Source organism: Paenibacillus cymbidii, assembly GCF_004764705.1.
Lineage (GTDB): Bacteria > Bacillota > Bacilli > Paenibacillales > NBRC-103111 > Paenibacillus_AN > Paenibacillus_AN cymbidii.
Genome location: NZ_SHLX01000013.1, coordinates 222,951 through 235,558, shown reverse-complemented (window position 1 = coordinate 235,558; position 12,608 = coordinate 222,951). Strand labels below are relative to the sequence as shown.

6 protein-coding genes, 5 tRNA genes and 2 pseudogenes are annotated in these 12,608 nt (G+C 52.0%); all 13 read left to right on the top strand.

Translation table 11 applies throughout. The features are described 5' to 3' along the window. Window positions 1-276 precede the first annotated feature (276 nt). The 13 genes and pseudogenes from EXY20_RS39890 (at window position 277) to EXY20_RS19235 (ending at window position 12,574) form a co-directional block, all read left to right on the top strand. Window positions 277-4,992 carry an S-layer homology domain-containing protein gene (locus EXY20_RS39890; protein ID WP_235886096.1) on the top strand — a complete coding sequence of 1,572 codons (4,716 nt, stop codon included), beginning with the start codon at window positions 277-279 and terminating at the stop codon, window positions 4,990-4,992. 273 nt (window positions 4,993-5,265) lie between these two features. Then, window positions 5,266-6,273: pseudogene (locus EXY20_RS19290) on the top strand (phosphotransferase enzyme family protein). A gap of 193 nt (window positions 6,274-6,466) precedes the next feature. Continuing rightward, window positions 6,467-6,667, top strand: coding sequence for a hypothetical protein (locus EXY20_RS19285; RefSeq protein ID WP_135553720.1), 201 nt, complete (start codon window positions 6,467-6,469; stop codon window positions 6,665-6,667). Next, window positions 6,657-7,229, top strand: a complete 573-nt coding sequence (locus EXY20_RS19280; protein WP_135553719.1) for an AAA family ATPase — start codon at window positions 6,657-6,659, stop codon at window positions 7,227-7,229. Before EXY20_RS19285 ends, EXY20_RS19280 begins: the two co-directional genes overlap by 11 nt. A 185-nt stretch (window positions 7,230-7,414) precedes the next feature. Further along, window positions 7,415-7,585: pseudogene (locus EXY20_RS19275) on the top strand (GNAT family N-acetyltransferase); the annotation flags it as partial. A 23-nt stretch (window positions 7,586-7,608) separates the two neighbouring features. Then, entirely contained in the window at window positions 7,609-8,148 is a 540-nt protein-coding gene (locus EXY20_RS19270) for a GNAT family N-acetyltransferase (RefSeq protein WP_207671300.1), read from the top strand. A gap of 214 nt (window positions 8,149-8,362) precedes the next feature. Next, window positions 8,363-10,528 carry a hemoblobin-interacting domain-containing protein gene (locus EXY20_RS19265; protein WP_135553718.1) on the top strand — a complete coding sequence of 722 codons (2,166 nt, stop codon included), beginning with the start codon at window positions 8,363-8,365 and terminating at the stop codon, window positions 10,526-10,528. A 948-nt stretch (window positions 10,529-11,476) separates the two neighbouring features. After that, window positions 11,477-11,551 (top strand) — tRNA-His (locus EXY20_RS19260). 23 nt (window positions 11,552-11,574) lie between these two features. Then, a tRNA-Pro gene (locus tag EXY20_RS19255) sits at window positions 11,575-11,652 on the top strand. A gap of 6 nt (window positions 11,653-11,658) precedes the next feature. Beyond that, window positions 11,659-11,736: transfer RNA gene (locus EXY20_RS19250), tRNA-Glu, on the top strand. Window positions 11,737-11,742: 6 nt separating this feature from the next. Further along, window positions 11,743-11,816, top strand: a tRNA-Asn gene (locus EXY20_RS19245). Window positions 11,817-11,820: 4 nt separating this feature from the next. After that, a tRNA-Tyr gene (locus EXY20_RS19240) sits at window positions 11,821-11,908 on the top strand. Continuing rightward, window positions 11,882-12,574 (top strand): ribonuclease H-like YkuK family protein, encoded by a 693-nt coding sequence (locus EXY20_RS19235; RefSeq protein WP_328592556.1) that lies wholly within the window; start codon window positions 11,882-11,884, stop codon window positions 12,572-12,574. Before EXY20_RS19240 ends, EXY20_RS19235 begins: the two co-directional genes overlap by 27 nt. Window positions 12,575-12,608: the final 34 nt, after the last annotated feature.

Genomic DNA, 12,608 nt, shown 5'->3' with positions numbered 1-12,608 from the left:
GTGACCGTAGGCAATGCAGGCTTTTCGTTGGGTGTAGCTTCCTATACATCGATAGCAATCGACGGCAGCGGCATCCCTTATGTTGGATATACGGACGGTGGATACTTAGGTAAAGTGAATGTGATGTCATACGACAGTAGCAGTAACAGTTGGGTGAACGTAGGCAACGGGGGCTTGTCGGCAGGTAGTTCTCAACATACTAATATAGCGCTGGACAGCTACGGCAACCCATATGTGGTCTATGCGGATGGCGGGTATTCGGGTAAATCGACCGTAATGAAGTATCCTCCGATACCCAAGTATACGGTGAGCGCATCTGCTGCAACAGTGACGCCTGGAGTCGGAGCGGACGACGCGATCACGCTGAAGGTGTGGGACTCGAAAGGAGGCACGGATAAGATGTTCAGCGGGGCGCATGATGTAACGGTTTCCGGCTACGCGCAGGCGCCTGACGGCTCTTATGGCAGCTTCAACGGAACGGCATTAACGGCCGGGTCGAGCACAATCAGCGTCACGTTCGCGAATGGCGTGGCCACACCGAATCTGCGGCTGAACAAGGCGGCGGCGCAAACAATTGGGTTCAGTGTGGCGGACGTGGAGACGCCAGCGACGAATACGGTGAGCATTACGCCATCGGCGGGCAGTGCAGCTTCGATGGCGCTGACCACGGACATTACCGCTCCAGCGAGCAATGGAAGCGGGTTCTTGCAGCAGCCGGTCGTGACGCTGCTTGATGCTTACGGGAATACGAGCACGGGCGACAGCAGCACGGTTGTGACGGTATCGAAGAAAGACACAGGCGTTTGGACATTGACGGGGACGCTGACGGCGACGGCGAGTGCGGGTGTTGCGACCTTTACCGGTCTTGGCGCAACGAACGAAGTCGAGGTGACGGGGGCGCAGCTTGCCTTTGATGCGGCAGGCTTGACGCAGATTACGAGTACGACCGTAACACTTCCTTCCCCTGCGCCAGCGCAAACCGCTAGCGCATCCGCCGCTACGACGACGCCCGGAGTCGGGGTGAATGTTGTGACAACGCTGACGGTGAAGAACGCATTGGGCAACACGGATACGACGTTCAGCGGGGCGCATAATGTGACAGTTTCCGGCTACGCGCAAGCGCCGGATAACTCTTATGGCAGCTTTAACGGGACGGACTTGACGGCAGGACCGAATACGATCAGCGTCACGTTCGCGAATGGCGTGGCCACACCGAATCTGAAGCTGAACAAGGCGGCAGCGCAAACGATTGGGTTCAGCGTGGCGGATGTAGCAACGCCGGCGACGAACACGGTGAGCATCACGCCATCGGCGGGCAGTGCAGCTTCGATGGCGCTGACCACGGACATTACCGCTCCGGCGAGCAATGGAGGCGGGTTCTTGCAGCAGCCGGTCGTGACGCTGCTTGATGCTTACGGGAATACGAGCACGGGTGACAGCAGCACGGTCGTGACGGTATCGAAGAAAGACGCCGGTACGTGGGTGTTGTCAGGAACGGTCTCTGCGACGGCGAGCGCGGGTGTGGCGACCTTTACCGGTCTTGGCGCAACGAACGCAGCTGAGGTGACGGGAGCGCAGCTCGCCTTTGATGCGGCAGGCTTGACGCAGATTGCGAGCACGACCGTCACGCTTCCGGCTCCTGCGCCAGCGCAGACGGTCAGCGCATCCGCCGCCGCGACGACGCCTGAAACCGGCGAGGAAGATGCGATTACACTGACGGTGAAGAACGCGCTGGGCAACACGGATACGACGTTCAGCGGGGCGCATAATGTGACAGTTTCCGGCTACGCGCAAGCGCCGGACAACTCTTATGGCAGCTTCAACGGAACGGCCCTGACCGCCGGGCCGAATACGATCAGCGTCACGTTTGTAAGTGGCGTGGCCACACCGAATCTGAAGCTGAACAAGGCGGCGACGTCGCAAACGATCGGGTTCAGCGTGACGGGCGTGGCAACGCCAGCGACGAACACGGTGAGCATCACGCCAACAGTGGGCAACACGGCTTCGATGGCGCTGACCACGGACATTACCGCTCCGGTGAGCAATGGAGGCGCGTTCGTGCAGCAGCCGGTCGTGACGCTGCTTGATGCTTATGGAAATACGAGTACCGGCGACAGCAGCACGGTCGTGACGGTATCGAAGAAAGATACCGGTACGTGGACGCTGACAGGTACGGCCACAGCAACGGCAAGCGCGGGTGTTGCGACCTTTACCGGTCTTGGCGCAACGAATACGGCTGAGGTGACGGGAGCGCAGCTCGCCTTTGATGCGGCAGGCTTGACGCAGATTGCGAGCACGACCGTCACGCTTCCGGCCCCTGCGCCAGCACAAACGGTCAGCGCATCCGCCGCCGCGGCGACGCCCGGAGTCGGGGTGGATGATGCGATTACGCTGACGGTGAAGAACGCGCTGGGCAACACGGATACGACGTTCAGCGGGGCGCATAATGTGACAGTTTCCGGCTACGCGCAAGCGCCGGACAACTCTTATGGCAGCTTCAACGGAACGGCCCTGACCGCCGGGCCGAATACGATCAGCGTCACGTTTGTAAGTGGCGTGGCCACACCGAATCTGAAGCTGAACAAGGCGGCGACGTCGCAAACGATCGGGTTCAGCGTGACGGGCGTGGCAACGCCAGCGACGAATACGGTGAGCATCACGCCAACAGTGGGCAACACGGCTTCGATGGCGCTGACCACGGACATTACCGCTCCGGCGAGCAATGGAGGCACGTTCGCGCAGCAGCCGGTCGTGACGCTGCTTGATGCTTACGGGAATACGAGCACGGGCGACAGCAGCACAGTTGTGACGGTATCGAAGAAAGATGCCGGTACATGGACGCTGACGGGAACGGCCACCGCGACGGCGAGCGTGGGTGTTGCGACCTTTACCGGTCTTGGCGCAACGAACGAAGCCGAGGTGACGGGAGCGCAGCTCGCATTTGATGCGGCAGGCTTGACGCAGATTGCGAGCATGACCGTCACGCTTCCTGCTCCTGCACCGGCGCAAACGGTCAGCGCATCCGCCGCCGCGACGACGCCTGAAACCGGCGAGGACGATGCGATCACGCTGACGGTGAAGAACGCGCTGGGCAACACGGATACGACGTTCAGCGGGGCGCATGATGTGACGATTTCCGGCTACGCGCAAGCGCCGGACAATTCTTATGGCAGCTTTAACGGGGCGGCCCTGACCGCCGGGCCGAATACGATCAGTGTTACGTTCACGAATGGCATGGCCACACCGAATTTGCAGCTGAACAAGGCGGAGACGTCGCAAACGATTGGGTTCAGCGTGGCGGATGTGGCAACGCCGGCGACAAACATGCTGAGCATCACGCCAATAGTGGGCGCTGCTGCTTCGATGAAGCTGACCACAGACATTACCGCTCCAGCGAGCAATGGAGGTGTGTTCGCGCAGCAGCCGGTCGTAACGCTGCTTGATGCTTACGGGAATACGAGCACGGGCGACAGCAGCACGGTTGTGACGGTATCGAAGAAAGATGCCGGTGCATGGACGCTGACGGGAACGGCCACCGCGACGGCGAGTGCGGGTGTGGCGACCTTTACCGGTCTTGGCGCAACAAATTCCGCCGAGGTGACTGGAGCGCAGCTCGCTTTTGATGCGGCAGGCTTGGCGCAGATTGCGAGCCGGTCTGTGACACTCCCGTGGCCCATACCTGGAGCGCCAATACTCGCGCCTGCCACACTGGGGGATAGTCGAATAAGCCTAACGTGGGATCCGGTAATCGGCTCTACAGGTTATCAAATTTTCAAAAGCACGACTTCTGGAGCTTATGGATTAGAAGAAGCTTCCGTCAGCGGTTCTGTATACAGTTATGAGGCAACGGGATTAGCGAATGGCACGATGTACTATTTTGTCATCAAAGCTACGAACCCGGCAGGAGACAGCGCAGCGTCCAATGAAGTAAGCACAACGCCGCGAACCGTTCCGGCAGCCCCGGCAGATGTAACCGCGGCGGCTGGCAATGGGCAGGCTATCGTCAGCTTCACCGCGCCGGCGAATGGAGGAAGCGCCATCACTTCCTACGAGGTTACAGCCATGCCGGGGAATCATACGGTCACTGGGACGGGAAGCCCGATTACGGTAACGGGGCTATCCAACGGAACAACGTATACATTTACAGTGAAAGCTTTTAATAGCGCGGGTGGCAGCACGGCTTCCGGGACCTCTAATCCGGTGACGCCAAGCGCACCGTTCGTGAATAGCAGTAGTTCATCAACACCGACTTCATCGTCAACGCCTGTTCCGCAACCGGAGCCTCCTTTGCAACCGGAACCTGCTTCACAACCGGAGCCTGCTCTTGAGCAGCCAATGACGGATGTATTTAGCAGCATTATTGATTTCGCCGCGTTCATCCAAAGAATCGAAGCCAAAGTAGCGGAAGCGAAGAAAGCAAATAAGCAAATCGATTTTGTCGACATTCAAGGGCACTGGGCGGAACAAACAGCGGATATATTCACTAAATTGCGCATAATTGAAGGCTACGCAGATGGCACGTTTAAGCCGGATGCTTCAATTACACGCGCAGAATTTGCAGTGATTCTGAATCGCGTATTCGAAATTCAAGGTGGCAACAGTTCGGGTGTTGTGTTGAATGACATTGGAGGCAACTGGGCAAAAGATGCTATCCAGAACCTTGTAGCGGTGGGGATTATCTACGGTTATGAGGACGGTACGTTCAGGCCGGATAACACGATTACCCGCGAAGAAATGGTCGTCATGATATCCCGTATTCTAAACATAAACAACGTGCCGAAGGACACGGCGCAAGGAAAATTCACTGATTTGAATGACTCTTATGCAGCAAACGAGATACGGGCTGCAGCGCAAGCTGGCGTCCTTAGCGGCAAAGGGAATGGTATATTTGATCCCAAAGGTAATGCCACCCGCAGGGAAGCGTTGCAGATCATCTTGAATATGCTGGAGCTTGATCCGCAATTGAAAACGTTGTTGGAATCACTGGGCTGATTTCAATAACCTCAGCATAATGCGGATCAACTAATGAAAAGACGGTTAGGCGTTCAAGCTTAACTGGCTTTTCATTTTTGGAAGGTATTGATAATATTTTGTTTTGTCGATACACTTCATTTTGTAGGATACATTTTTTTGAAAAGAGGCTTATGTATGTCACCGGGCTTTCGTTTCATTAAGTTGAGGGAGTAAGGCGCTTATCATCTTAAATCCTGATACAGGTTTTTTTGATTTGGCCTTTTTTCAACTAATGAGATAGGAGGCTTTTTTATGAAAAGCAAGGATTATATCGATAATGAGGTACTCGAAAATGCAGTAGGACATTTTAGCTCAAGGAATTCCCAAGTTTCTTTTGTTGGAGGGCATCAGAATCTCGTTTACGAGTATAGGCAGGATGAAAAAAGCTTTATTTTGAGATTGACTCCAAGTACAAATCGATCAGAAAACTTAGTTCAAAGTGAATTGGATTGGATTTCATTCCTTGCAAATAAAGGGGTTTCGGTTTCAAAACCAATACTCTCGAAGAAGGGTTAATTGACTGAAGCGATTCTTTTATCTGAAGGATCTTTCACCTGTACCGTATTTGAAAAGGCTTGTGGAAGAAGGGTCGAATATCCGGAGTGCCTACAAGACAATACCTTGTATGAGCGGCTCGGTCGGCTTACGGGAAAACTGCATGCTTTGTCGAAATCGTATCAACCTCAAGAACGTAATGGCACCAGACATGATTGGAGCCAAAATTGGTTTCTGCAAAATATCGATTTAATTCCCAAATCTCAAGTTGGGGTTCGCACCAGCTGCTCCAGTTTGATTAAGACGATCTGTTCATTACCTAAAGATGGAAGAGTTTACGGACTTATTCACGGCGACATCAACGTTGGCAACTTCCGAGTAGATGATTATGGAGAAATTACCCTGTTTGATTTTGATGAAGCCCAGTACAGTTGGTTTGTAGAGGACATAGCGATACAACTGTACTATTTGGTATATGTCTATGGTGGAAAGGATGGAAAGGGGTTGCGAGAGGAGCAAGCTCGCCGATTCATGAATCATTTTATGGAGGGGTATACTCTTGAGCATTCGCTAGACGAGTATTGGATCAAACAAATCCCGTTATTTCTGAAGCTAAGGGAACTTATCGTTTACATTGGTGCTTTTAGAAACTGGGATGGGGATGAAACCTTCAGTAGTTCGGACAATCCATGGTTTAAGGACTGGATCGCTGAAAGTAAAGTAAGGATAGAAAACGACATACCCATTGTTAATATTTGGGGTTAGCGATTATCTTGACAGTGAAAAGTTCCCGCGTTTAAGAGGCAAGTGAATCCGCGTGTGAATGCGCAAGTAAGCTGCGAGTGTCGCTTCGGACACGATGGACGGGATAGAACAGCGTGACGATTGAACTGATTTTTTGTGTATAATGAAGAAGTAAGCAGGCAGGAAAAACAGCCTGAAAGGAGAGTATCTCAGAATGCTTCCCAAGGGAGAAGAACTGCAAACCATTCTTGATCGAGCTGCCGAACAAGCGAGGAAGGAAGCCAAGGAAGCAGGGGCATCCATTTACTATATTCGGGAAGAGAAGAGAATCCGTGAGTCTGCGGATGGCCAGCAGTATGAAATATTGATTGACGAATCGGGCAAACGGATCGAACGAGTTCTTCATGAACAGTAAACAGGTCATGACGGTTTTTGCCGGCACGAACGGAGCGGGGAAAAGCACGTTGAGCAGGCTCATGGGCCAAATTGTCGGGACAATTATTGACCCCGATAAAATTGCAAAGGAACTGAATCCGGAAAGCCCACGGAGTGCCGACTTGGCAGCGGGACGAGAAGCAGTGAAACGAATTCGAGCGCTCCTTGCCGCTAATATGAACTTTGCAATCGAAACGACGTTGTCGGGCAGCTTTGCACTTCGGCATATGCAGATGGCCAAGGAACAAGGCTATTGGATTGCACTCTACTACATCGGACTCATGGACGTCCAGATGCATATCGACCGGGTCGCATCCAGAGTCGAGCAGGGAGGTCACTGGATCTCCGAGACGGACATCCGGTGGAGATATGGGCAATCTCTTCAGAATTTGAGTCCGGCCTTGGGGATCGCTGACGAGGTCATTATCATCGATAATACGGATGCGCCTACAATCATTGCCGAAATCGCCTTGGATCAACTGCTACATTGTGTTGAAGAGCCTCCGGTTTGGGCGATGCGGGTCTTGGATAGGTATAAATAGTTGTTCGAGATCATTGCGAAGAGGGCAAGGTCAGAAGAGGCACCTCGTGAGGGCCTTTTTGTTTTGTTCTTTATTCGTGGTGCTTCACCGCCATATGTTCGCTATCATGCAAATAGCCCAATTCCAGTAGTGGAACCAAGCGTAGTAGACCAAGGGGTACGTTAGATTGGTGACATGCGACAAAACATTGGGAGCGGGAGATGAAAGGCCGGGGCTTCGAACGCGTCATGACGTCCACGCTGACGAACGAGGACGCGCAACAGTTCTATCGGAAATTGGGCTATCGTGATGCGGGATGTTTGCTGCTTGAGCACGAACCGCTGGAGATTTTCTTTTATAAAAGTTTGACCCATTAACGGATCAGAGATGAGGAGCTGCGATGCCGGACGCCGCAATACACATCAGAGTCATGTCCATCTCGGAAGCCGATCAAATCGGAGGTATCGACCGATCGGAATGGATTGAAGCCACTTATCGCATGGTGAATGGGCAATTGGAACGATCGGACGCGGGGCACGAATGTTCGACTTGGAGCGCAGAGCAGGTCAAGGCGTTGATAACCCGATTTAAAGAAGAAGTGGGCCGCGGCGGCTATGCCGTTGGCGCATACCACGAAAGTCATCTTGTCGGCTTCGGGGTGCTTGGGCATAAGCTTCGCGGCAGCAACTCGGATCAAGTGCATGTCGATTTGCTTTATGTCTCCCGAAATTACCGCAGGCGGGGAACCGGAACGAGGATTATGGTTGAACTGGAAAAGGTGGCCAGAGCAAGAGGAGCAGCTTTCCTGTATATCTCCTCGACAGAGACACAATCTGCCGTCGGCTTCTACAGCCATTATGGCAGCGAACTGGCTGGGCAGGCCGATCCCGAGCTGTATGCGTTGGAGCCTAATGACATTCATATGCTAAAGAAGCTTTAAGCCTGATCTCGATAGGGGGTCAGGCTTTTGCATTCATTCATACGGTTGCCATTTCTCGAATTTGCGCTACTGATGCGTTGGGCGAATTCTCGCTTTCGTTAGTTCATTAGTCCCGGTTAAAATAACTAATGTTTTTATCGTAATTTGCCGACAATTAGTGATAGAAGTAACTCTAGTATGAATTTTTTTGGGAACATAGGGGGAACGTGTGGGTATGCAAATCAAACGCATTATTTCTTTATTAATTGTTGTGCTGTTATTTACGACAATTGCCCCTGTGTTTACATTTGCAAGTCAACCATCCAGTCTGACATGGAGCGATCAATCCAGTAATACTACGAATGTCTTAAACGGTGTAACTTATGGAAATGGCACCTTTGTGGCGGTGGGGGAATCCGGGACGATATTGACTTCCAGCGATGCTTCCAGTTGGACTACCCGAACAAGTGGAACAGCAGAAAGCCTTTATGGGGTAACCTATGGAAATAATACCTTTGTGGCAATAGGAGACAGCACTATTTATACTTCAGCCAATGGAACAAGCTGGGCTAGCCATTCCAGCGGCACCTCAGGCATTGGAAGTATAACTTATGGAAACGGTACTTTTATGATATCTACAATATACGGTAGTATATTATCTTCAACGGATGGGATCAGTTGGAGTACGGTCAGCAGCGGAAATGTAAAACTACCGCGCGTTAGCTACGTAAATGGTCAATTTATGGCTGTGGGTGGCGAGGGTACTGTAATGTCCTCTAGCGACGGAACAAGCTGGAGCAAAATACAACTCAGCATCAGAGCTATGCTTTATGGCATTAGTTACGCGAATGATACCTATGTGGTTGTTGGATACAACGGTAATATAATCACAAATGTAACTACGTTATTTGATGGTACTTACTGGGAAAGGCGGTCTGGGCTTGAATCCTATCCGAACCTGTACGATATCATTTACGATGAAGACAGATTTGTTACTGTAGGGGATAATAATAGGATTCTTATTTCATATGATGGACTAAGCTGGGATGCTCAAAATGGTATTAGCGGCTCCTTTTATGGCATCACTCATGGCAATAACACTTTTGTAGCGGTTGGTTCCGGCGGCAAAATTTTAACAGGAACAACAGCAACGCCAACGCCAACACCGACAGCAACACCAACACCAACCCCGACACCAACGCCAACACCGACAGCAACACCGACATCGACACCCACAGCAACACCCACACCAACAGCGACACCAACAGCGACACCAACAGCGTCACCTGGTCCTGCCGACTCCATCTCGCTAGACGCAACAAAATACACGCTGGGCATAGGCGGCACTCATACGACTATTGTGCGCGCCAATAATGACGATAACAGCGTTAGTGAGATTACGAGCGGCTTGACTTTCGCATCCTCCAATTCGACGGTCGCTTCAGTCGATGCCAGCGGTTTAGTCACCGGCTTGAGCAAAGGTACAGCGACGATCAGAGCTTCGTACACCGCTGATGGAGCGGTGAATACACGTTATGCAACAGTCAACGTTGCTGCAACTGTACCAACGTATCTGAAATCGACCGATGCGAAAGCAGGAGCCGTATACTTGAATGTCTATGAAGACGGTGTTCCCGCTCAGAATGCGGTTGTGAAGATTTCGCAGGGCGCTAAAGTCTGGCCTTTAACGAATACAGACAGCAAGGGGAATGTGCTGGCTTATGTGCCGGCCGGTAAATACAATGTAGTCGTATACGCTTTGAACGGCACGACAATGAAGAATTATACGATCAAGAGCCTGAATGTAATCGCGGGTCAGCGCAGTCAACCTTTTGCACAGCAGCAAATCATCGCCGGTACAGTTGGGCTGTCTGTCAATACGATAAGCGGCGGGGACAAGAAAATTACGGGTACTACAGTGGCAGGTTCAACCGTTACGGCTCGTGATGGAGTTGTGACACTTGGCACGGCAAAGGCGGATAAATCAGGCAATTTCTCGATCAGTCTGAAAAAGCCTCAGCCTGGCAAGACGATTACCTTAACGGCTGTCGATACAGCAGAGAATGAGAAAAATGTGGATGTACAAGTTCCGCTTGTTGCAGCAGTGACGTTGACAGCCGCAACAAAAAGCAATGATGTCGGGCACGATTTTGTAATTACCTTCAAAGATAAGGTTGGACTACTGGTCAACACGGTGACCTCCGTAACGTATGACGGGTTTGCGCTTGCCAAGGATACGGACTATAAGCTCGCGGCAGGCAAGCTTACCATTATGGCAGGAGCAGTCAAGGCGGCAGGCACGCATACGTTTGTCGTGAAATCAAGCGCTTATGAGGATGCGACCGTTATACAGGTGATTAAAGCAGGAGCAGCCAATGGCCAAAATCGACCTATTCATTGAGAGGGCCACTGGCAGCAGGACCAACCTCGACAGCAACAGTGACCGCGAGAGAGACAAGTACAATAACCTGGTAGCAGGAAAGTAAGGGCGGGGCGGGAAGCGGTGAGACGAATTCGAGCGCTCTTGCCGCTAACGCTAAGATGAACTTGGCCATCGAAACGACGTTGTCGGCCGGTTTTGACCTGCAACATATGCGGATGGTCAAGGAACAAAAATGGCAACTTTATTCGTTGCCATACTTTCACCCTGTTCGCGGCCCTGGATTTCGGCGAAAATCAGTTTATGAAGCCGAGGTCATACGGCAGCGGATTCACGAAAACATCGATTTTGAAAATAGTGGTTGACATGGTTGAACCTGAGGTGTTAGGATAACCATCACTATTCAAACCGAGAAAGGAGTGTTGAAGCATGTTGCAGATGAATCGTCGAGAATGGGCCCATTCGTTCCATGAACAGCCAAATTTCTATCAGAAGCAAGAGATTAAACATCCGCATGACTTCTTCATCCAATCTCACACAGGCATTCTTTACAGACGCAAATCCGGTTTGGTTCGACGGTTGTACTCAACCGCCTGATCCCTATCATGGGTTACCTACATAAGCGTATGCGTAAAGACTGCTTGATGCCGAGCGGTCTTTTTCTATGGCTGAATTTGCCGTAGGGAAGGATCGGGGAGCAACAGGGGTCTTTTTTTGATCCCTTCAAAGTACATATCGCAATGAACATGCAACGAAAGGAGGTGCGGGAAATGAGAAATTACGAATGGCAACGTCAGGATAAGAACCATCCGGAGACAATGGTTCGGGATAGCCGATTCGACATAGAGGACGGTACTTTGCCCGCAGGGTGAAGGCGCGCTCTGCTGCTTGAATCGAGCTATCTGGAATCCGGATACCTTCCTTGCCGATCGGCGGGGGGCGGAGACAGATAGCTTTTGTTTTTTTGTGGAGGCCATGGCGAAAAGGCGAACGCGGCGGATTGTGACTCCGCAAGTACCCGTTCGATTCTGGTTGGTCTCCCCAAAGCAATGTTCGGTAGCCTCCATCGGGACGTAGCTCAGCTTGGCTGGAGCGCTTGCCTTGGGAGCAAGAGGTCGCAGGTTCGAGTCCTGTCGTCCCGACCATCATTCGGCGTGGTGGTGAAATTGGTGTAACACACGGGCCTTTCAAGTCCGGATGTGCGGGTTCGAGCCCCGTCCACGCCTCCATCATTCAGGGGAATAGCCAAGCGGTAAGGCACCCGGCTGTTAACCGGCTAGCGCAGGTTCGAATCCTGCTTCCCCTGCCAATAAGAGTCGGTAGCGAAGCGGTCGAACGCGGCAGACTGTAAATCTGCTCCTCTCCGGAGGCTCGTTGGTTCAAATCCAACCCGGCTCACCATCACTCATCTCACTAGGAAAGGAAGAAGCCAAGCTTGCGTTGAAGGCGACACTCATGAAAAGACGACCATTCCCCATGATCCACGAAAAGGTATTCCGCAACTTATCCGAACGAAACATGACGCTGGACGAGGTTTTCGGACGCATTCAGAGCTTTATGAAAAGCGACCCGCGAGTACCGTACCGACTCATTATCGGAACGGACGCGCAAGTTCACGTCGGACATACGAAGTTTATTACTTCCATTGTCATCCATCGGCCTGGGCGCGGCGCATGGTTCTGTTATCGGCAAGTCATCGTTCCCCGGGAGATCGGTTCGATTCGAGAAAAGCTTGGCTTGGAGACGACATTCAGCCAAGAGATTGCAACTTATTTTAATCCCGCTAGGCGCGCAGTCCTTGAAGATATCGTGATGCCCCATGTGTATCACGGCGCCGAGTTGCAATTGTTCATCGATATCGATGCGGGAACGGACGCCAAACGAAACCAGACATCGGCGTTTGTAGCCGATCTGGTCGGCAGAATCGAAGCGATGGGAATGTCGGCAAGAGTGAAACCGGAGGCGATTGTGGCTTCGTCCATATCGAACCGATATACGAAGACTCCTTATCGCGGTCCCAAAGCCGAAAAATTCTTCGTTGAGGCGCATGGAAGCCATTTTGCTTGAAGGGGTGGAGCAGTAAGCGAAGATAGCGTCACGT

Bases quoted from the DNA above. Each gene is read 5' to 3' on its own strand.
- EXY20_RS19265 (WP_135553718.1), top strand. From the start codon at position 8,363: ATGCAAATCAAACGCATTATTTCTTTATTAATTGTTGTGCTGTTATTT.
- EXY20_RS39890 (WP_235886096.1), top strand. From the start codon at position 277: ATGAAGTATCCTCCGATACCCAAGTATACGGTGAGCGCATCTGCTGCA.
- EXY20_RS19270 (WP_207671300.1), top strand. From the start codon at position 7,609: ATGCCGGACGCCGCAATACACATCAGAGTCATGTCCATCTCGGAAGCC.
- EXY20_RS19285 (WP_135553720.1), top strand. From the start codon at position 6,467: ATGCTTCCCAAGGGAGAAGAACTGCAAACCATTCTTGATCGAGCTGCC.
- EXY20_RS19280 (WP_135553719.1), top strand. From the start codon at position 6,657: ATGAACAGTAAACAGGTCATGACGGTTTTTGCCGGCACGAACGGAGCG.